General features: G+C 67.3%; 16 protein-coding genes. 7 read left to right on the forward strand and 9 right to left on the reverse strand.

Translation table 11 applies throughout. The features are described 5' to 3' along the window. Window positions 1–235 precede the first annotated feature (235 nt). The 3 genes from PWS46_RS18300 (at window position 236) to PWS46_RS18310 (ending at window position 2,358) form a co-directional block, all read left to right on the forward strand. Window positions 236–430 carry a hypothetical protein gene (locus tag PWS46_RS18300; RefSeq protein ID WP_434622823.1) on the forward strand — a complete coding sequence of 65 codons (195 nt, stop codon included), beginning with the start codon at window positions 236–238 and terminating at the stop codon, window positions 428–430. 148 nt (window positions 431–578) lie between these two features. Then, window positions 579–1,403: a cell wall hydrolase gene (locus tag PWS46_RS18305; RefSeq protein ID WP_434622825.1), complete on the forward strand. Its 825-nt coding sequence runs from the start codon at window positions 579–581 to the stop codon at window positions 1,401–1,403. A gap of 253 nt (window positions 1,404–1,656) precedes the next feature. After that, window positions 1,657–2,358, forward strand: a complete 702-nt coding sequence (locus PWS46_RS18310; RefSeq protein WP_434622827.1) for a CBS domain-containing protein — start codon at window positions 1,657–1,659, stop codon at window positions 2,356–2,358. Between the two features lie 76 nt (window positions 2,359–2,434). On the opposite strand, the gene PWS46_RS18315 is transcribed toward PWS46_RS18310, so the two are convergent. Then, on the reverse strand, window positions 2,435–3,730 hold the full coding sequence (locus PWS46_RS18315) for an NAD(P)/FAD-dependent oxidoreductase (protein ID WP_434622829.1): 1,296 nt from the start codon (window positions 3,728–3,730) through the stop codon (window positions 2,435–2,437). A gap of 189 nt (window positions 3,731–3,919) precedes the next feature. On the opposite strand from PWS46_RS18315, the gene PWS46_RS18320 reads away from it, so the two are divergent. Together PWS46_RS18320 and hglS are read left to right on the forward strand one after the other, a co-directional pair. Next, window positions 3,920–4,831 (forward strand): LysR family transcriptional regulator, encoded by a 912-nt coding sequence (locus tag PWS46_RS18320; RefSeq protein ID WP_434622831.1) that lies wholly within the window; start codon window positions 3,920–3,922, stop codon window positions 4,829–4,831. Window positions 4,832–4,947: 116 nt separating this feature from the next. After that, window positions 4,948–6,345 carry a 2-oxoadipate dioxygenase/decarboxylase HglS gene (gene hglS, locus PWS46_RS18325; protein ID WP_434622833.1) on the forward strand — a complete coding sequence of 466 codons (1,398 nt, stop codon included), beginning with the start codon at window positions 4,948–4,950 and terminating at the stop codon, window positions 6,343–6,345. A gap of 1 nt (window position 6,346) precedes the next feature. Here hglS and PWS46_RS18330 read toward each other — a convergent pair whose 3' ends face one another. From PWS46_RS18330 to PWS46_RS18355, 6 genes are all read right to left on the reverse strand, one after another. Beyond that, window positions 6,347–8,164 (reverse strand): putative bifunctional diguanylate cyclase/phosphodiesterase, encoded by a 1,818-nt coding sequence (locus tag PWS46_RS18330; RefSeq protein WP_434622835.1) that lies wholly within the window; start codon window positions 8,162–8,164, stop codon window positions 6,347–6,349. 129 nt (window positions 8,165–8,293) lie between these two features. Then, window positions 8,294–8,857, reverse strand: coding sequence for a GAF domain-containing protein (locus tag PWS46_RS18335; protein ID WP_434622837.1), 564 nt, complete (start codon window positions 8,855–8,857; stop codon window positions 8,294–8,296). Between the two features lie 190 nt (window positions 8,858–9,047). Next, window positions 9,048–10,691 (reverse strand): SLC13 family permease, encoded by a 1,644-nt coding sequence (locus PWS46_RS18340; RefSeq protein WP_434622839.1) that lies wholly within the window; start codon window positions 10,689–10,691, stop codon window positions 9,048–9,050. A gap of 104 nt (window positions 10,692–10,795) precedes the next feature. Further along, on the reverse strand, window positions 10,796–12,079 hold the full coding sequence (locus PWS46_RS18345; protein WP_434622841.1) for a TRAP transporter large permease: 1,284 nt from the start codon (window positions 12,077–12,079) through the stop codon (window positions 10,796–10,798). A 63-nt stretch (window positions 12,080–12,142) separates the two neighbouring features. After that, window positions 12,143–12,724, reverse strand: a complete 582-nt coding sequence (locus PWS46_RS18350) for a TRAP transporter small permease (protein ID WP_434622843.1) — start codon at window positions 12,722–12,724, stop codon at window positions 12,143–12,145. 58 nt (window positions 12,725–12,782) lie between these two features. Beyond that, window positions 12,783–13,763 (reverse strand): TRAP transporter substrate-binding protein, encoded by a 981-nt coding sequence (locus PWS46_RS18355; protein ID WP_295831212.1) that lies wholly within the window; start codon window positions 13,761–13,763, stop codon window positions 12,783–12,785. 598 nt (window positions 13,764–14,361) lie between these two features. Here PWS46_RS18355 and PWS46_RS18360 point away from each other — a divergent pair. Both PWS46_RS18360 and PWS46_RS18365 read left to right on the forward strand, forming a co-directional pair. Then, complete coding sequence (locus PWS46_RS18360; RefSeq protein WP_434622846.1) at window positions 14,362–15,498, forward strand: HlyD family secretion protein; 1,137 nt, start codon at window positions 14,362–14,364, stop codon at window positions 15,496–15,498. Further along, complete coding sequence (locus tag PWS46_RS18365; protein WP_434622848.1) at window positions 15,495–17,087, forward strand: DHA2 family efflux MFS transporter permease subunit; 1,593 nt, start codon at window positions 15,495–15,497, stop codon at window positions 17,085–17,087. Before PWS46_RS18360 ends, PWS46_RS18365 begins: the two co-directional genes overlap by 4 nt. Window positions 17,088–17,118: 31 nt before the next feature. Here the strand turns inward: PWS46_RS18365 and adhE are convergent, their stop codons facing one another. Continuing rightward, window positions 17,119–19,800 carry a bifunctional acetaldehyde-CoA/alcohol dehydrogenase gene (gene adhE / locus PWS46_RS18370; protein WP_434622850.1) on the reverse strand — a complete coding sequence of 894 codons (2,682 nt, stop codon included), beginning with the start codon at window positions 19,798–19,800 and terminating at the stop codon, window positions 17,119–17,121. A gap of 320 nt (window positions 19,801–20,120) precedes the next feature. After that, window positions 20,121–21,152: an ACR3 family arsenite efflux transporter gene (arsB, locus tag PWS46_RS18375; RefSeq protein WP_434623028.1), complete on the reverse strand. Its 1,032-nt coding sequence runs from the start codon at window positions 21,150–21,152 to the stop codon at window positions 20,121–20,123. Between the last annotated feature and the right edge of the window lie 27 nt (window positions 21,153–21,179).

Consider the following 21,179-nt stretch of genomic DNA (forward strand, 5'->3'; position numbering starts at 1 on the left):
GATTATTGGGATCGAAGCCTTCATTCCACCGCCAAATCATCGCGAATGCGCGCTACCGAATGCCCTGCCGCTTCCGCATGGCTTGCATTTCTCAAGGCTCAGGCCGAAAATCTGGCTCACCACCGCGGCGACGCGTTCGCTCGCCACAGACCTGCCGCCGCACTCCAAAGCACCGCAACCTTGCCGCCCACCTCCTGTTTGCTGGGTCTCCACCCCAACCGACAAGGAGTCCACCATGCCCAGCACCCCCGACCCCCGCCCCGAATCCACCCCCGACCGCACCGAAGACCGCACCTCCGGCCAAGCCCAGGTGCCGAAGCCGCCCTCACGCGCCGAGGTCGAGGAGATCAGCCGCTCGCAGGAGTATCTGACCGACGATTGGACCGGCGACGGCGGAAAGCCGGAAGGGGCCGGCCGCTCTCCGGCGTAACCGGCGGGGGGACCGACCCTTCCCGGACCCGAACGGCGTACATCCTCCGCCCTCAGGCTTAAGCTGTCTGGGACGTGGACGAATCAGGGAACTTGCCGTCCGCCCTCCTGTCGAAGGAAGTCCCCCTTCCGACGACGGAGAGACCGGGATGCGTAATCTCCTCCCAGCCCTGATGTTCGCGACCGCTGTGATGCCCGCCGCCGCCGGCGCGCAGGTCATCGATGCCAGCGACGCCGCCTGCCGGCCGGGCGACAGCGGGTGCGCGCGGTTCGTCGGGGACGTGAAGGGGAACCTGCCGAAACGCGGCGGCGCGAAGCAACCGGTCGTCATCGGCGCGTCGGTCTACATGCTGACCCCCTGGCAGGCGGAGCGGGAGCGGCGCTGTCTGGCGTTGGCCGGCTGGGCCGAGGCGCGGGGGGAGGGGGCCGACGCCATGGCCGCCGTGATGTGGGTGGTCGCCAACCGCGCCGCCTCGGCCGACCGGCCGTCGCTGCCCTGCCGGGTCATCGTCGCCGCCGGGCAGTTCGAACCCTTCGCCGTGCCCTCGGTCGAACCCAAGGCGCGGCGAAAGCCCGGCAAGTCGGAGAAGCCCGTCGCCGATCCGCGTATCGAGGCGCGGCGCATCCTGTCGGAAATCCGCCGGCAGGCCCGCGTCATCCGGGCCGGCGGCATGCCGTCCTGGCCGAAGCCGCGCCTCGCCCCCGACCAGGACGCGCTGCGCATCGCGCGCGGGCTGGCCTGGAGGCTGAACGACGACGATCTGCCCGATCCCACCGCCCGTGCCTCGCTGTTCTACAGCCCGCCGACGCAGACGGCGCTCCGCCGCCAGAAGCCGGACTGGGCGGAGGCGCGGCTGCACACCACCTCCATCGGCGGCCATGCCTTCTACCGCTATCCCGCGCCGCCCGCCGATGCGCCTGCCGAGACGCCTGCCGACCCCATCGCCACGCTGGTCGCCGAAATTAGCGAATAACCGATGGAAAGCGTCGGGTATCGAGAGAGTGGAGGAGGTGGAGTAAGGTGCCGCCGGTTCCACAATGTCGGCAAATCTGCCAACTCCCTGAAATTGCGGATAGTCCCCCCGTATTTTCCACCATGCGGAAAGACCGGTCGCGAATTGCTGTAGATCAATCGGTCTCGACTGTCGGCCTCCTAGGCTGTGCTTGTCGAATGACAATATGAGTCAGGAGACATCACGGCCAACGAGTTCGAAGGGGAGAGAAACCATGAAGGCAGTCGATCTTATGACGCCGCGCGTCATCACCATCGGCCCGGATGCGACCATCGCCGATGCCGCCCGCAAGATGCTGGAAAACAACATCAGCGGCATGCCCGTGGTCGATGCGGCCGGCAAGGTGGTGGGGATCATCAGCGAAGGCGACCTGCTGCGCCGGGTGGAACTGGGGACGGAGCGTCATCGCTCCTGGTGGCTCGGCATGGTGTCCGGCGGCACCCTGCCGGCGGAGGACTTCATCAAGTCCCACGCCCGCAAGGTCGCCGACGTGATGACCAGCCACGTCACCACCGTGGACGAGAACGCCTCGCCGGAGGACGTCGTCCGCCTGATGGAGACCAAGCGGATCAAGCGCGTGCCGGTGGTGCGCCAGGGCGCCCTGGTCGGCATCGTCAGCCGCGCCAACCTGTTGCGCGCGCTGGCCAGCGTCGCGCCGGACACCCCGGCCGCCGCCCCCGACGACCGCGCGCTGAAGGAGCGGGTGGCCGCCGCCGTCAGGGAGGTGTCCTGGGACTCGCGCTCGCACGACGCCATCGTCGTCCGCAACGGGGTGGTCCAGCTCTGGGGCTTCGCCAGCAGCGGGTCCCAGCGCGACGCCGTGCGCGTCGCGGCGGAGGGCGTCCCCGGCGTCAAGGCGGTGGAGAACAACATCCAGGTCGTCGACGCGGCGGAAAGCGGCGCCTGGGGGCTGTGATTCCGGTGGCGGTGCCTACCCCCCTCTCCCCCGGGGAGAGGGGATTATTCGCTGCGTGGAGAGGGACCTTTGACCGTCAAATCCGCCCCGGCAGCCTTGCCCCGACCAGATGGGTCGCCTGCGCGCCATACTCATAGACGGCTTCCCGCATGGCGCGGCCCGACACCGTCCCGGTGGGCGTGTTGGGCAGCGGCATCTCCGCCTCCGGCAGCTTGCCGGTGACGTGCTCGGCCAAACAGCGGCCGAGCACGGTGCCGGGGGCGATGCCGCGCCCGTTGTAGCCGCTGAAGGCGATGACGTTGCGGTCCAGCCGGTGGAAGCGGGGCAGGTTGTCGCTGGTCATGCCGATCTGCCCGTACCATTCCGCCTCGAACCGGACGGGGCCGAGCTGCGGGAACAATGCCGCCAGCGACCGCTGCGCCCAGGCCCGGTGCACCGCCGTCCCGGTGCCGCGCAGGGCGCCGACGCTGCCGAACACCAGCCGGCCCTGCCGGTCGAATCGGTAGGAACTCAGCACCGACTTGGTGTCCCACACGCCCTGGCGTTCCGGAAGGATGGCCCGCTGCATGGCCTCGGACAGCGGCTCCGTCGCCAGATTGAAATAGGGCAGGTGGACCTGCTCGGTGCGCAACTGGACCCAGGGGCCGGTGCTGTAGGCGTCGGTGGCGACCAGCACCCAATCGGCGGTGACCGACCCGTTCGGCGTCTTCACCTCCCACTTGGCTCCGGTCTGGCTTGCTGACTGGACGGGGCTGCCGGTGAAGATGCGCGCACCCGCCGCAATCGCCGCCGCCGCCAGTCCGCGCGCATAGGCCAGCGGCTGGATGGTGCCGGCGCGCAGATCCAGAAGCGAGCCGGTGTAGGCCGTGGTGCCGACCTTCTCCGCCGTTTCCCTTGCGTCGAGCAGGCGTACCGGGGCGCCGCGCTTCTGCCAGATCGCCGCGCGCTGCTCCAACTCGCGCAGGCCCGCCGCGCCGACGCCGCAATGGAGCGTGCCGGCGCGCTCGTCCTCGCAGGCGATGCCGTGTTTGGTGATGAGGTCGAAGACGTATCGGGGCGCATTGCCCAGCAGCTCGATCAGCCGCTCGCCATAAACCGGGCCCAGGGTGCTGACCAGCTGGTCCGGCATCACCCACATGCCGGCATTGACCAGCCCGACATTGCGGCCGGCGCCGCCGAAACCGATCTCCACCGCCTCCACCACCACGGCGTCAATGCCGCTTTCGGCCAGATGCAGCGCGGCCGACAGCCCGGTGTAGCCGGCGCCGACGATGACCACGTCGGCCCTGACGCTGCCGGTCAACGGCGCGGTCGGCGGTGCCGCCGGTGCGGTGCGTTCCCAAAGCCCATGCGACCGCGGATCGTTCTGCATCGCCTATGGTCCTCTGTGTGCGAGTTGCTTTTGCTTTTTCTACGCCCATCATTCCCGGTGGGAAACACCGTCCCCGCCGCATCCACGGGCGGAACGTGCCGCAGTCCTTGGATGGTTGGGAACATTGACTTGCCTACCTCCTTCGGCCAAGTGATGTTTGCTCAACCAGTCATTCCGCACGAGAATGAGATGCAGAGCCCACGCCGCTTCCTTCCCTCCCTTGCCCTGCTCTCGGCGTTCGAGGCGGCGGCACGCACCGGCAGCATCACCGCGGCGGCTAGGGAACTGTCCTTGACGCAAAGCGCGGTCAGCCGCCAGATCAAGGCGCTGGAGGAATTGCTGGAGGTCGAGCTGTTCCACCGCGAACGGCAGACCATCCGCCTGACCGCCGGCGGCGAGTATTATGTGCGCGAGGTCCGCGATGCGCTGCGCAGGATCAGCACCGCGTCGCTGAACCTGCGCGCCAACCCCTTCGGCGGCACGCTCAGCATCGCCATCCTGCCGACCTTCGGCACACGTTGGCTGGCGCCGCGCCTGCCGAATTTCCTGGCCGACAATCCCGGCATCACCATCAATCTGGTGACGCGGATGGCGCCCTTCGATTTCCGGCTGGACCCGGTGGATGCGGCGATCCATTTCGGCCGCCCCGACTGGCCCGGCGGAGAGATGGCGCTGCTGCGCCGCGAGACCGTCATCCCCGCTTGCAGCCGCGGCTTGCGCGACCGCTTCGATTTCCGCCAGCCGGCCGACCTGCGGCTCGCCCCGCTGCTGCACCTGACCAGCCGCCCCGATGCGTGGGAGCGCTGGCTGACCCTGCACGGCACCCCCGCAGACGGCGTGCATGGAATGCTGTTCGACCAGTTCGCCACAGCGTCCCAGGCGGCCATCGCCGGCCTGGGCGTCGCCCTGCTGCCGCTGTTCCTGATCGAGGAGGAATTGCGGTCGGGACAGCTGGTGCCGGCGCTCGACCTGCCGATGGAGAGCGAATACGCCTATTACCTCGTCTGGCCGGCGGAACGGGCGGGCTATCCGCCGCTCGCCGCCTTCCGCGACTGGATCCTGGCGGAGACGGCAGAGTGCCGCAACTCCGCAGGGTCATGAGCTTTGGTCATGAAGTCGGGAAAAACAATCGCAATCCAGCGCGGGAAATCGTTGCTATAGCACAGGCTTGGAAGGGACCGCACAGGTCCGGCAAGCCAACGCGAGCGAGATTTGGAATGAGCGTCCAGACGATTACCCGTGCCGTCGCCATTGGCCCCGATGCGATCCGCACCCTGTTCTCCAGCGCCATGTCGGAGATGTATCGGACCGAGGTTCCGGCCTATCAGACGCTCGTCGAGCTGGTGGAGGAGGTGAACGCGGCGGTGCTGGCTGCCGACCCGGCCGAACGCCACCGGCTGGAGGCTGCCGGCGGCCTTGCCCGCATCACGGAGGAACGCCACGGCGCCATCCGCCTCGGCACGGCGCAGGAGCTGTCGACCATGCGCCGGCTGTTCGCGGTGATGGGCATGCACCCGGTCGGCTATTACGACCTGTCGGAGGCCGGCGTCCCCGTCCATTCCACCGCCTTCCGCCCGGTGGACGGCGAGGCGCTGAGCCGCAATCCCTTCCGCGTCTTCACCTCGCTGCTGCGGCTCGACTTGATTGCCGACGAAGCGTTGCGGCGGGAGGCGGAGCAGGTGCTGGCCGGCCGCAATATCTTCACCCCCGGCTGCCTCGCCCTGATCGAGAAGGCGGAGGCCGAGGGCGGGCTTGACGAGGAGGATGCCGGCCGCTTCGTCGCCGAGGCGCTGGAGACCTTCCGCTGGCACAGCCGGGCCAACGTGCCGCTGGACCTCTACAACCGCCTGCATGACGCCCACCGGCTGATCGCCGACGTGGTGTCCTTCAAGGGGCCGCACATCAACCACTTGACGCCGCGCACGCTGGACATCGACGCGGTGCAGCGGATGATGCCGGAAAAGGGCATTGCGCCGAAGGCGGTGGTGGAAGGCCCGCCGACCCGTCGCTGCCCGATCCTGCTGCGCCAGACTTCCTTCAAGGCGCTCAGCGAGCCGGTCGATTTCCGCGCCAGTGACGGTGACGGCTGGCGCTCGGGCGTCCACACCGCCCGCTTCGGCGAGATCGAACAGCGCGGTATCGCCCTGACGCCGAAGGGGCGGGCGCTGTACGACACGCTGCTGCAGGATTCCCGCCGCCTCGTCGCCCCGGCGGCCGACGGCTCCAACGCCGCGCAGTATATGGCGGCGCTGCAGGAGGTGTTCGCGCCCTTTCCCGACAGCTGGGACGAAATCCGCCGCCAAGAGCTCGGCTACTTCGCCTATTCGCTGACCAAGGCCGGCCGTAGCAACCCGCCGGCGCCGGGCAGCGATCTGGAAACGCTGATCGAAATCGGCCTCGTCCGCTTCGATCCGGTGGTCTACGAGGATTTCCTGCCGGTCAGCGCCGCCGGAATCTTCCAGTCCAACCTGGGCGACGATTCGCAGCAGGATTTCACCGCCAGCCCAAACCAGCAGCGCTTCGAAGCCGATCTGGGCGCCCCGGTGCTGAACCCGTTCGACCTCTATGCCGAGATCGAACGGGCCTCCATCGCCGCCTGCGTCGCGGCGAAATAGGTCAGGCGGACATGGCGGCGGGCCGGAAGGCGCCCGCCGCCAGCCAGTCTTCGAACGCCGCCGGCGCCAGCGGCCGGGAAATCAGATAGCCCTGGCCGAAATCGCAGCCGTGCAGGCGCAGCCAGTCATAGGCCTCCGCCGTCTCCACCCCTTCGGCGACGACGAGATAGCCCAGGTCGTGGGCAAGCTCGATGGTCGAGCGGACCATGATCTGGTCGCTGCGCTCCACGGCGATGGCGCGGATGAAGCGCTGGTCGATCTTCACCGCCGTCGCCGGAATGTCCTTCAGGTAGGACAGGGCGCTCTGCCCCGTGCCGAAATCGTCGATCTCCACCGCGATGCCCAGATTGCGCAGCCGGTGGAGCTGGCGGTCGACCTCTGCCCGGTCGGTCATCAGGGCGCTTTCCGTCACCTCGAAGTCGATCCAGTCCGGCCGCACCCCATGGCGGTCCAGCATCGCCGCCACCCGGTCGGCGAAGTCGCCGGTGCCGAGATCCAGCATCGAGATGTTGATCGACACCGGCAGGGCGATTCCGCGCCGGCGCCAGTGCGCCACCTGCCCCAGCACCGCCGCGATCACCCATTCGGTCAGCGGCCGCACCAGCGCCGTGCGTTCGGCCAGCGGCACGAATTCGGTCGGCGAGATCGGCCCCAGCTCCGGATGGGTCCAGCGCAGCAGCGCTTCCGCCCCGATGCAGCGGTCGGTGCGCAGATCGACCTTGGGCTGGTAGGCGATGTGCAACTGGTCCTGCGCGCCCATCGCCTCGGTCAGGCTGCGCAGCAGCAGGAAGGCACGATGGGCGGCGCGGTCCTGTTCCTCGTCATAGGCGCACCAGGGCTTCTGCTCCTCCAGCGACTGGTGTGCGGCGCTGGTGGCCGCGCGCAGAAGCTCGACACTTCCCGGCGGGCTGTCCGACCGGTGGACGAAGCCGATGCCGGTGGAGGTCGCGATCGGCACGCCCTGATACTGGAAGGGGCTGCGGATCGCCGTGCCGATGCGATGGAGCGTGGAGGCAAGCTCGCCGTCCGCCGCGTCATCGCCCTCCAGGATGAAGGCGAAGCGGGCCGGCGACACATGGTAGAGCCGCGTCCGCTCCGGCAGGCAGGCGGCGATGCGGCGGGCGCAATCGACCTCGAACGCATCGGCGCAGACCTGCCCCAGCACGCGGGTCAGCTCGGCATATTGCTGGGAGGCCGCGGTGTCGATCACCACCGCCGTTTCCCGGGAATCGGCCGCATCGGCCGGCATGGAATCGACATCGGCAAGGAAGCGGAAGCGGTTCGACAGCGAGGTGACCGGATGCAGATAGCCCACCGCGCGCCGCGCCTCGATATGCGCCATCGTCATTGCCGACAGGTCGCGCAGCGCCTCCTCCTCTTCCCTGGTCAGGGCGGCGCGCGGCTGGTCGTCGATCACGCAGATGGTGCCCAGCGCCAGCCCGTCGGCTGTGCGCAACGGCGCCCCGGCATAGAAACGGATGTTGGGATCGCCGGTGACCAGCGGGTTGTTCGCGAACCGCTCGTCCTGCCGGGCGTCGGCGACCACCAGCAGGGCGTCGGACTCCAGGGCATGGGCGCAGAAGGCATGTTCGCGCGGCGTCTCCTGCACCGGCAGCCCGATCCGCGACTTGAACCACTGCCGGTCGCGGTCGACCAGCGAGATCAGGGCGACCGGAACCTTCAGCAGCTTGGCGGCCAGGCGCGTGATCTGGTCGAAGGCCGGTTCCGCCGGTGTGTCGAGCAGTTCGAACCGCTGCAACGCCGCAAGGCGGTCGCCCTCGCGGGCCGGGATCGGCGGCAGTGCCGGCGCGGGCGTCATGGGGATGGTCATCCTGTTCCGGGCAGTATCGTCTTCTGGCAATTCCGGCACCGATCCTGCCGTCAAATTCGTTAATGAACCAGTGAGAATGGTGCACTGCAGCGTAAAAACAACCTGCCGTCTTCAGCCTTATCGTCTTTCGCGATGGCGTTGCTCGATGGCCGCCAGCGCCGTGACCGTCAACTGGGCCAGCACCATGCGGTCGACCATGCCGAAGCTGCGCGGCACCGTGTCGATCAGGCAGACGGAGCCGAGCGCCAAACCCGTCCGGTCGATGATCGGCGCGCCGGCATAGAAGCGGATGTGCGGCTCGCCCAGCACCAGCGGATTGTTCCGGAAACGGGGATCGTCGGCGGCATCCTCCACCACCATCGGCAGGCTCTGGCGGATGGTGAAGCGGCAGAAGGCGACGTCGCGCGGGGTTTCCTGCACCTCCAGGCCGCGGCGCGCCTTGAACCACTGGCGGTCTGCATCCAGCAGCGACACCAGCGCGATGGGCACGCGGAAATGGTCGCAGGCCCAGGAGACCAGATCGTCGAAGGCCGGCTCCGGCTCGCTGTCCAGCAGTCCCGTGCGCCGCAGCGCCTCCAGCCTTGCCGCCTCGTCGTCGATGGGGACCGCGCCGCGCGGGATGGTGCCGGGAGGAGTCTCCCGGATGGTGCCTCTCGCGCCGGTCTCCGTCAGAAATGTCATGGGCTGGGGCTCCGCGGTGCGATTGATGAGGCTGCTTTTCTTCTACGTTTGGGAGCAGTTTTGGATTTGCCGGCTTGGAATTATTTGCTGCCGCGTCGTCATGCGACGGAACGAAGAGAGCCGGCCGGACTCCTGTGGGATCCGGCCGGCTCGTACGCTTCCATCCATCAATGCAGGCGGGCGGGCCGCGCTATTCCCCCGCCGGCGGCGACAGCGCCCCATCCGCCGTCTCGTCCGCCGCCTTGGGCATCCGCCGGCTCATGCCGCGCAGGACGGCGGCGACGCCCATCGCCAGCAGCGCCATCGCCCCCACCACGTTGGTTTGTACCGCTCCGCCATAGACATAGCTGGTGAGGTACAGCGCCGCGATACCGACCGTCATGGCGGTGACCGGCACGCCGAAGCGCAGGAACGAGACGAAGGGCATGTGGTGCCCGTCCTTTTCCAGCAGCCCGATGGTGGTGACGTTGGCGCTGGCGCCGATCAGGGTGCCGTTGCCGCCCAGGCAGGCGCCCAGCGCCAGCGACCACCACAGCACGTTGGTGGTCGTCTGCAGGTCCGTGCCGCCCAGCCCCGCTGCCGTGAATTCCGTGGCGAAAGAGGCGACCAGGACCCGGACGATGGCGGCGGCGGCGATGGTGTAGGGGATGTTGTCGACCACCGCCGACACCACCGCGCTGAACACCAGGATCAGCAGCGCCGCGGTCAGCAGCTTCGCCTGCAGTCCCATGCCGAAGCCGACGGAGACCGCCTGCACCAGATCCTGCAGCTTGGCGGCGGCGGCGGCGATCAGGCCGGTATGCTCGGCCGAGCTGATCGCCATGAACAGGAAGATGAAGAAGCCCAGGGTCAGCCACTCGATCCCATGTTCGAAGCCGTGGGTAAACAGATGCTCCGCCTTCTTTGGCCCCAGCGGGCCGCGCAGGATGATGTGCCGCCCGGCCATGGTCAGCACCGCGCCCGCGAAGGCGACGACGCCGACCGGCAGGTGGGTGATGCTGTGGGTGAAGAAGCCGAGGAAGGTCAGACCGACCACGCCGAGCGTCCAGGACAGCACCTTCGGGTCCTGCAGTTCCACTGTTTCGGCCTCGCCGTCGGATTCGGCATGGGCGCCGGCCAGATCCTTGCGGTACCAGAAGGCGCTGAAGGCGCAGAGCGCGACGATCATGAAGATCACCGGCACGGCCAGGAAATAGAGGAAGTCCATGAAGGGCAGGCCGGCCGCCACGCCGACGATGACGTTGGGCGGGTCGCCGATCAGCGTCGCCGTGCCGCCGATGTTGGCGGCCATCACCATCGGCATCGCCAGCGCCCACACCGACACCCGCAGGCTGCGCGCCGCCTTCGACACCACCGGAGCCATGAACAGCACGGTGGTGACGTTGTCGGCGAAGGCCGACAGCACCGCCGTCGCCACGATGACGGTGTTCGCCAGCAGCTTGGACCGGCCGCGCGCCCAGGCCACCATGCGGGCGTTCAGCCAGTCGAAGACCCGCGTGCCGATCAGCACCGACACGATCGCCATCATGCTGCCCAGCAGGAAGATGACGTTCCAGTCGACCGCGCGCACCGCCGTGTCGAACTCCATGATGTGCAGCGGCGTCGCCGCCGAGACCATCAGCATCACCGCGACCACGGCGCCGGCCGCCAGCGTCTTGTGGAAGGTCTCGGCGATCAGCGTGGCGAACAGCGCCGCCAGCAGCAGCCCGACGGCGATCTGGGCGCCGCTGTCCGTCGAATAGGCGAAGTGATCGTGACCGGTATCGGCCAGGACGGCGGTCGCCGGCAGCAGGACCAGTGCCCCGGCCAGGGCTGCGGAGATCTTGTTCGGCATGATCTTGTCTCCTTGCCTGGATTTCGCCCGGATTTGGCGTCCGGGACCGGCATCCAGGAACCGGCAGTCGGGAAACGAAGGGTGGAACGCGGTGTCGGGAAATTTCACTGCGCGAACATACGCGGCAGGAACAGCGAGATCGAGGGGATGTAGGTGACAAGAACCAATGCGATGATGCATGCCAGGTAGAACGGCCAGATCGTCCGCACCGCCTGCATGATCGGAATGCGGCCCACCGCGCAGCCGACGAACAGCACCGACCCCACCGGCGGCGTGCACAGACCGATGCCGAGGTTCAGCACCAGCACGACGCCGAAATGCACGGGGTCTATGCCGAAGGCGGTGATGACCGGCAGGAAGATCGGCGTGGTGATGATGATCAGCGGCGACATGTCCATGAAGCAGCCCAGAACCATCAGCACGACGTTGATCAGCAGGAAGATGACATAGGGGTTGTCGCTGATCCCCTGCATCAGGTTGACCATGGCGGTCGGCACCTGCAGCAGGGCCAGCAGCCAGCCGAAGGAGGCGGCGGCGCCGATGACCAGCAGCACCATCGCCGTGGTGCGCACCGCCCCCATGGTGGCGGCGACGAAGTCCGACCAGCTCATGCTGCGGTAGATCACCAGCGTGACCAGCAGGGCATAGCCGACCGCGATCATCGAACTTTCGGTCGCGGTGAAGATGCCCGACCGCACGCCGCCGACGATGATGCCGATCAGGGCCAGGCCCGGCACCGCGTTGATGAAGATGTTGCGCACGGCGCCCCAGCCCGGAAAGGCTTCCGCCGGGTAGTTGCGCTTGCGCGCCACGTAATAGGCCGCGACCATCAGCATGCTGGCCAGAAGCAGGCCCGGCAGGATGCCGGCGGTGAACAGGTCGGCGATGGAGATCGAACCGCCGGCCGAGATCGAATAGATGATCATGTTGTGGCTGGGCGGGATCATCAGCGCGATGATCGCCGAGGTCACGGTGATGTTGACCGCATAGTCCACATCATAGCCGCGCTTTTCCATCTGCGGGATCATCAGCCCGCCGACCGCCGAGGCGTCGGCCACCGCCGAGCCCGACACGCCGCCGAAGAAGGTGGAGGCGGTGACGTTGACCAGCCCCAGCCCGCCGCGGAAATGGCCGACCATGGCGGCTGCCAGCCGCACCAGCTTCTCGGCGATGGCGCCGCGCACCATCAGCTCGCCGGCATAGATGAAGAAGGGGATCGCCATCAGGGCGAACACGTTCATGCCCGACGCCATGCGCTGGAAGACGATCAGCGGCGGCATGCCCATATAGACGATGGTCGCCAGCGACGAGATGCCGAGCACGAAGGCGATCGGCACGCCCAGGAACAGCAGCACCACGAAGGTGCCGAAGAGGACTGTGAGTTCCATGGCCGAAATCCTTATACCGGCGGGCCGGACGCCCGCCCGATTGCGTTCAGACGCCCGGCGGCCTTAGTCGGCCGGCTGTTCCAGGGCGCAGACCGGCTCGGCGGCCTGCGAATGGGGCTGGGCATGCGCCTGTGCCAGCGCTTCCGCCCCGGCCTGGGACCGGCGCTCCACCAGCAGGTGGAGAATGCGCTCGATGGAAAAGAGCACGATCAGCCCGCCCGACAGCGTCACCGGCAGGTAGTTGAAGCCTTCCGGCAGGTCCAGCACCGGGATGGTCGCCCCCCAGGTGCCGATCACCAGTTCCGATCCATACCAGGCCATGGCGGCGCCGAAGCAGCCGACGACGGCGAAGCTGGCGATGTCCATGCCGACGCGGACGATCTCCGGCACGATGTCGCGGATCAGGTCGAGCCCGAGGTGGAAGCGTTCGCGAACCCCCACGGCGGCGACCAGCAGGATGAACCAGAGCATCAGCAGCAGCGACAGCGGCTCGGTCCAGGACGGACTGTCGTTCAGGATGAAGCGGCCCCAGACCTGCCAGCCGACGGCGGCGGTCATCATCACCAGTCCGGTGCCGCCGACCCAAAGGGCGATGCCGGCCAGGAGGTCCAGAAGTCTGGAGAGGGCGTGGAGCGCGGTTTTCATGGTGGTCTCCGCACGAAAATTGCCGCGCCGGAACCGATCCGGCGCGGCGGGTCAGGCGTTACTGGACGGCGCGGATGCGGGCGACGAGGTCCTTCATCTTCGGATCGGCCACATGCTTGGCATAGACCGGTTCGACCGCCTTCTGGAATTCGGCCTTGTCGACGGTCGTGACCTCGACGCCGGCCTTGCGGACGATCTCTTCCGATTCCTTCTCCTTGGCCTGCCACAGCTCACGCATCTTGATGACCGAGGCCTTGGCCGCCTTGCGGACGACCTGCTGATCCTCCTTGGACAGCTTGTCGAAGCTGCGCTTAGACATCACCAGCGCTTCCGGCGTGATGGTGTGCTCGGTCAGCGACATGTATTTCGCGACCTCGTAATGGTGGCTGCTTTGATAGCTCGGCCAGTTGTTCTCGGCGCCGTCCACCACGCCGGTCTGCAGGCCGCTGTAGACCTCGCCATAGGGCATCGGCGTCGGGTTGCCGCCCATCGCCTTGACCAGATCGATGAACAGGTCGGACTGCTGGACGCGCAGCTTCAGACCCTTCAGGTCGGCCAGCGTCTTGATCGGGCGCTTGCTGTTGTAGAAGCTGCGCGCACCGGAGTCGTAGAAGGCCAGCCCGACCATGCCGTGCGCCTCGAAGGCCTTCAGGATCTCGTCGCCGATCGGGCCGTCCATCACCTTGTGCATGTGATCGACCGAGCGGAACAGAAAGGGCAGACCGGCGATCCGGGTTTCCGGCACCACGTTGTTCAGCGGCGCCATGCTGATGCGGTTCATGTCGATGACGCCGAACTGCGTCTGCTGGATGGTGTCCTTCTCGTCGCCCAGCTGGCCCGAGGGGAAGATCTTGATGGCGATGCGGCCGTTGGTCTCCTTGGCGATCAGCTCGCCCATGTATTTCACCGCCTCGACCGTCGGATAACCGTCGGGGTGGATTTCGGCCGAACGCAGCGTGACCTGCTGGGCGTTCGCGACCGCAAAGGTGGCGACGATCGCCACGGCGGTGGAGGCCAGGAGCTTGACGATGGACTTCATGGTCGATTCCTCGGTTCTTGATTCGCGGTGCCGCCGTCCGATGGCGGTGTGGGCGGCTCTCCCATGGGCCTGCTGCCCGGAGCGGCCGCTCCCGAAGCCGTCGAGGAATTATACTAATATATCAAGTCGGGTCGGCAAAACGGGAACTGGCGCGGATTCGCTCCGATGCCAAAATGTCGCATGCGTTTTGGACAGACGGCGCGAGCGGTGACGATGACCGACCATGGCGGTCAGGCTATAAAATAGCGCTGAGATGGCGAAGAGACCGGCGGCATTCTCTGAGAGTTATTTACAAATAACCATGAGAACTCTCTGATGAGCGCAGATGGCGGCTTCTCTGTACTTCCACGGTGACGTTGAAAGCCCGATGCAATTGTAGGCCTGCGCCGTGTCCGGCCTCGCTGTGCTGCGTGCTTGCCGGATCAAAGCCCCACCGGGGGCATGGCTGTTCTGCGGACGCTTCGGGCAGCTTTCTGCCGCTGCGGTGCAACGTAATGGGGGGATGCGGTGTTTCGCGCTGGGGAGCCACGCTGCTCCCGCCTCGACAACGACCGGGCCCTAACCGATTGCCCGGCATTTCGGTCAGGAGCGTCACACCATGCCGGACGACCAGCAGCACAGGGACGTCGTCACACTTGCCGATCAGGATGCCGGCCGCAGCGAACGCGGACAGCCGGCCGAGGATGCCGGCGGCAAGGGCAGGAAGCCCGGCTTCATCCGGCGCCATCCGCTGGCGATCATCGTCGGGCTGGTGGTGCTCGCCCTGCTGGCGGTGACCGGCTACATCTATTGGCAGCGCAACATCCATCCCTATGAATCGACCGACGATGCCTTCATCGACAGCCGTCAGTTCCCGGTCGCGCCCAAGGTGTCCGGCTATGTGACGGAGGTGGCGGTCGGCGACAACCAGCATGTGAAGGCCGGCGATCTGCTGTTCCGCATCGACCCGCGCGACTATCAGACCGCGCTGGAGCAGGCGCAGGCCCAGATCGACTCCGCCCAGGCGGCGATCACCGGCTACGACGCGCAGATCGCCGCCCAGCGCGCCCAGATCGATCAGGCCCAGGCGGAGGTTGCCCAGGCAGAGGCGGCGGTCGGCTTCGCCAAGGAGGATGCGGCGCGCTACCGCGACCTGCAGTCCCGCGGCGCCGGAACGGTGCAGCAGGCGCAGCAGTCGACCGCCAACCTGCAGGAACAGCAGGCGAAGCTGACCAGCGCCAACGCCGCGGTGATCGCCGCCGAACGGCAGGTCGGTGCGCTGCAGGCCCAGCGCAGCAGCGCCGTGGCCGATCTGGCGCGCGCCAAGGCGCAGTTGGATCAGGCGAAGTTGAACCTATCCTACACCACCGTCACCGCGGCGCAGCCGGGCCGGGTGGTGCAGCTGAGCGGCGCGGTCGGCCAGTTCGTCCAGGCCGGCCAGAGCCTCGCCATCTTTGTGCCTGACGACATCTGGGTCACCGCCAATTTCAAGGAAACCCAGATCACCGACATGCGGCCGGGCCAGCCGGTGGACATCCGCATCGATGCCTATCCCGACCAAAAGGTCACCGGCCATGTCGACAGCGTGCAGCCCGGCTCCGGCACCGCCTTCTCGCTGTTGCCGGCCCAGAACGCGACCGGCAATTACGTGAAGGTGGTGCAGCGCATCCCCGTAAAGATCGTCGTCGACCGCTGGCCGGACGGCGTGTCCATCGGCCCCGGCATGTCGGTGGTGCCGCGGGTGACGGTGCGATGAGCGCCGCGGCGGAAGGCGCCGGTGCGGGCGGCTTCGATGCGTCGCAGAGTGCCGCCGGCGGCCGCAATCCCTGGCTGATCGCCGTGGTGGTCTCCATCGCCACCTTCATGGAGGTGCTGGACACCACCATCGCCAACGTCGCCCTGCGCTACATCTCCGGCACGCTGGCGGTCAGCGCCGACGAGGCGTCGTGGGTCGTCACCTCCTACCTTGTGGCGAACGCCATCGTGCTGACGGCCAGCAGCTTCATCGCCAAGCGCTATGGCCGCAAGCGCTTCTACCTGACCTGCCTGGGGCTGTTCACCGCCAGTTCGATCGCCTGCGGCTTCGCCTGGAATCTGGAATCGCTGCTGCTGTTCCGGGTGCTCCAGGGCTTCGCCGGCGGCGGCATGGTGCCGATCTCGCAGTCGATCCTGGCCGACAGCTTCCCGCCGGCCAAGCGCGGGCAGGCCTTCGCCATCTTCGGCATCGCCGTGGTGGTGGCGCCGGTGGTGGGGCCGACGCTGGGCGGCTGGCTGTCGGACAATCTGTCCTGGCACTGGTGCTTCCTGATCAACGGACCGGTCGGACTGTTCGCCTTCACGCTGGTCAGCCTTCTGGTGCAGGAGCCCAAATCCGCCATTGAGGAGCGACGGCGGATGAAGCGGCAGGGCATCCGCATGGATGTGGTCGGCTTCCTGCTGGTGGCGACCTTCCTCGGCTCGCTGGAGGTGATCCTCGACCGCGGCCAGACCGACGACTGGTTCGCGTCCGGCTTCATCATCACTTTCGCCATCATCTGCATCGCCGCCTTCTGCCTGATGATCCCGTGGGAGATGACGCGGGAGAACCCGATGCTCGACCTGCGGATGGTGGCGACGCGGCAGTTCGGGTCCTGCTTCCTGGTGATGCTGGCGACCGGCGCCATCCTGATCGCGACGACCCAGTTCCTGCCGGAGCTGCTGCAGGCCTATTACGGCTTCACCGCCACCTGGGCCGGTCTGGCGCTGTCGCCGGGCGGCATGGTGACCATGGTGATGATGATCGTCGTCGGCCGGCTGTCCGGGCGCATCCAGCCGAAATACCTGATCGCCACCGGCGCCACCATCGTCGCGCTGGCGATGTGGGATCTGACGCGGCTGAACCCGGACTCGACCTTCTGGTTCTTCGCATGGTCGCGCATCTATATCGGCATCGGCCTGCCGCTGATCTTCATTCCGATCACCACCGCCTCCTATGACGGCATCCCGCGCGACAAGACCGATCAGGCCTCCGCCCTCATCAACGTCGCGCGCAATGTCGGCGGCTCCATCGGCGTATCCATCGCCCAGAATGTGCTGGCGATGCGGGAGCAGTTCCACCACAGCCGGCTGGTCGAGACCATCGTGCCCTCCAACCCGGCCTACCAGCACACCCTCGAACAGGCGACGACCTATTTCTCCACCGCCGGCGGGCAGGCGGGGGCGCGGGAACGGGCCATCGCCTATATCGGCCAGCAAGTGCAGATGCAGACCGCCTATTGGGCCTACATCGACGTGTTCTTCGCGCTGATGCTGATTTCCGCCTCGGCCGTGCCGCTGGCCCTCATCCTGCGGCGGGTGAAACACTGAAAACGCAAAGGCCGTCCTGACACGAATGGCGTTACTTGACGGTCGCGGTCTCCTTCCGCGCCGAGGATTTGGCAGGCTTGGCCTCGACCGGCCCCACTTCCTGTGTCGATGCCTCGGCATAAGCGCGGCCATAGTAGCTGTCGAGCAGCAGTTGCCTGATCTCGGCGACCAGCGGATAGCGCGGATTGGCGCCGGTGCACTGGTCGTCGAAGGCCGCTTCGGCAATCGCATCGACCCGCGCCAGGAACGCCGCCTCCGGCACCCCCGCCGCCTGGATCGAGGCCGGGATCTCCAGCGCCCGCTTCATCTCCTCGACCCATTGGATCAGCTTTTCCACCCGCTCATGGTCGCGGCTGCCGCCCAACTCCAGGTGTCGGGCGATCTGCGCATAGCGGGCCACGCCCTTGGGGCGGTCATACTGGCTGAACGCCGTCTGCTTGGTCGGGATGTCCGCCGCGTTGTAGCGGATCACGTTGGCGATCAGCAGCGCGTTGGCGATGCCGTGCGGCAGGTGGAACTCGGCCCCCAGCTTGTGCGCCATCGAATGGCAGACGCCGAGGAAGGCGTTGGCGAAGGCGATGCCGGCCAGCGTCGCCGCATTGTGCACCAGCTCCCGCGCCTTCGGGTCCTGAGCCCCGTTGCGGTAGGCCGAGGGCAGGTTCTCCTTCAGCAGCTTCAGCGCCTGCAACGCCTGACCGTCGCTGTACTCGTTCGCCACCACCGAGACGTAAGCCTCCAGCGCGTGGGTCACCGCGTCGATCCCGCCCGCCGCGGTCAGGCCCTTGGGCATGTCCATGACGAGGTTGGCATCGACGATCGCCAGCGTCGGCGTCAGTTCGTAATCGGCGATCGGATATTTGGTGCCGGTGCGCTCGTCGGTGACCACGGCGAAGGGCGTCACTTCCGACCCGGTGCCGGACGTGGTCGGCACCGCCACCAGTTGCGCCTTCACCCCCAGCTTGGGGAAGGTGTAGATGCGCTTGCGGATGTCCATGAAGCGCAGGGCCAGATCCTCGAACGCCACTTCGGGCGCCTCGTACATCACCCAGATGATCTTGGCCGCGTCCATCGGCGAGCCGCCGCCCAGCGCCAGGATCACGTCGGGCTGGAAGGCATTCGCCAGCGCCACGCCCTTGCGCACCACCGCCAGCGTCGGGTCGGCGCTGACCTCGAAGAAGGTCTCGACCTCCAGACCCAGCGATTTCAGCACGCGGACGCTGTCGTTGACATGGCCGTTCTCGAACAGGAAGCGGTCGGTGACGATCAGGCAGCGCTTCTTGCCGCGCAGTTCCTCAAGCGCGAAAGGCAGGCAGCCGCGGCGGAAATAGATCGACTTGGGCAGCTTGTGCCACAGCATGTTCTCCGCCCTCTTCGCCACCGTCTTCTTGTTGATCAGGTGCTGCGGCCCAACATTCTCCGAGATCGAGTTGCCGCCCCAGGAGCCGCAGCCCAGCGTCAGCGACGGGGCGAGGCGGAAGTTGTAGAGGTCGCCGATGCCGCCATGCGACGACGGCGTGTTGATCAGGATGCGGGCGGTCTTCATCCTATCGCCGAAATGGCGGATGCGGTCGGCCTGCTGGTCCTGGTCGGTGTAGAGCGCCGAGGTGTGGCCGATGCCGCCCAGCGCGACCAGCGCGGCGGCCTTGTCGCAGGCTTCCATGAAGTCCTTGGCGCGGTAGAGCGCCAGGGTCGGCGACAGCTTCTCGTGGGCGAAGGGTTCGCTGTCGGCGATGTCGGTGACCTCGGCGATCAGCACCTTGGTGGCGTGGGGGACGGTCAGGCCGGCCATGGCGGCGATGGCGTGGGCCGGCTGGCCGACGATGTCGGCATTCAGATGGCCGTCGGTCAGCAGGACCTTGCGCACGGCGTCGGCCTCGCGGGCCGACAGGATGTAGCCGCCATGGTGGGCGAAGCGGTCGCGCACGGCGTCATAGACGGCATCGACCACCACCGCCGACTGTTCGGACGCGCAGACCACGCCGTTGTCGAAGGTCTTGGACATCAGGATCGAGGCGACGGCGCGCTTGATGTCGGCGAACTCGTCGATGACGGCCGGGGTGTTGCCGGCGCCGACGCCGATGGCGGGCTTGCCGGAGGAATAGGCGGCCTTGACCATGCCCGGCCCGCCGGTAGCGAGGATCAGGTTGATGTCGGGATGGTGCATGACGGCGTTGGACAGTTCCAGCGAGGGCTCGTCGATCCAGCCGATGATGTCGTCGGGGGCGCCGGCCTCGACCGCGGCGGCGAGCACCAGGCGGGCGGCCTCGCAGGTCGATTTGCGGGCGCGGGGATGGGGGGAGAGGACCAGGCCGTTGCGGGTCTTCAGCGCGATCAGCGCCTTGAAGATGGCGGTGGAGGTCGGGTTGGTGGTGGGGACGATGCCGCAGATCAGGCCGACCGGCTCGGCGATGGTGAGGATGCCGCCGTCGTGATCCTCGGAGAGGACGCCGCAGGTCTTCTCGTCCTTGTACTTGTTGTAGATGTATTCGGCGGCGAAGTGGTTCTTGATGACCTTGTCCTCCATCACGCCCATGCCGGTCTCCGCCACCGCCATCTTGGCGAGCGGGATGCGGGCGTTGGCGGCGGCGAGCGCCGCGCTGCGGAAGATCAGGTCGACCTTCTCCTGCGGGTAGTCGGCGAAGCGCGCCTGCGCCGCCTTCACCCGGGCGATCAGGGCGTTCAGGTCGGAAAGGGATTTGACAGTCGTAGCCATGATCGGGCCTCTCCCGTCGGGCGTCGCCGTGCGGCCGGTCTTCCGGCCCGCAACGCCCGGATCTCGCGGTTCCATGCGGTATGTAGTAAACCTACACATCGCCTATCGGCCGCGCAAGAGTGGTCCTACCATTTGCCGCCAGAATTGATCTGGATCAGGTCGATTGGAGCGGATGCAGGGGCGCCGTTCTTATGCGCACGCCCCTGCTCAGCAAAACTCCAGGCAAACGACTGAAGACGCTCAATGTAGTTAAACTACATGCCATTTAAAGCTGAAAGCGGGCGTGTCATCCACGGCAGAGCCCGCCGAACTGATGAAAATCACGCCCCCGCCCGTCCTTCGTACCACGGCTTGGTTGCCTTGACGATACGCACCACCGACAGCATCACCGGCACTTCGACCAGCACGCCGACCACGGTGGCGAGCGCCGCGCCGGAGCCGAGCCCGAACAGGCTGATCGCGGCGGCGACCGCCAGTTCGAAGAAGTTGGAGGCGCCGATCAGCGCCGCCGGCGCCGCCACGCACCACGCCACCCCGAACCGGCGCGACAGCCAATAGGCGAGGCCGGCATTGAAATAGACCTGGATCAGGATCGGCACCGCCAGCAGGACGATGACCAGCGGCTGCGCCAGGATTTGCTCGCCCTGGAAACCGAACAGCAGCACCAGCGTGGTCAGCAGCGCCAGCAGCGACACCGGCTGGATCCGGCCGAGCACGCGCGCCAGCGCCGGCTCGCCGCCGCCGGCCAGCAGGCTGCGCCGCCAGAGCTGGGCCGCCACCACCGGGATGACGATGTAGAGCAGCACCGACAGCAGCAGCGTCCCCCACGGCACCGTGATAGACGCGACGCCCAGCAGCAGCCCGACGATGGGCGCGAAGGCGAACACCATGATCAGGTCGTTCAGCGCCACCTGACTCAGCGTGTAGTGCGGCTCGCCCTCGCATAGGTTCGACCAGACGAACACCATCGCGGTGCAGGGCGCCGCCGCCAGCAGGATCAGCCCGGCGATGTAGGAGGAAATCTGCTCCTGCGGCAGCAGCGGGGCGAACAGATGGCCGATGAATGCCGTGCCGAGCAGCGCCATCGAGAAGGGCTTGACAGCCCAGTTGATGAACAGCGTCACGCCGATGCCGCGCCAATGTTCCCGCACCTGTCCCAGCGCGCCGAGGTCGATCTTCAGCAGCATCGGCACGATCATCAGCCAGATCAGCACCGCCACCGGCAGATTGACCTGGGCGACCTCCGCCGCCGCGATGGCGTGGAACAGTCCGGGCACCAGATGGCCGAGCGCGATACCGGCGACGATGCACAGCGCCACCCACAGGCTGAGATAGCGCTCGAACAGGCCCATGGCGGGACGCGCCGCCGGGGCGGTGGA

Origin of the sequence: Azospirillum sp. B2RO_4, assembly GCF_051124815.1 — a bacterium.
GTDB lineage: Bacteria > Pseudomonadota > Alphaproteobacteria > Azospirillales > Azospirillaceae > Azospirillum.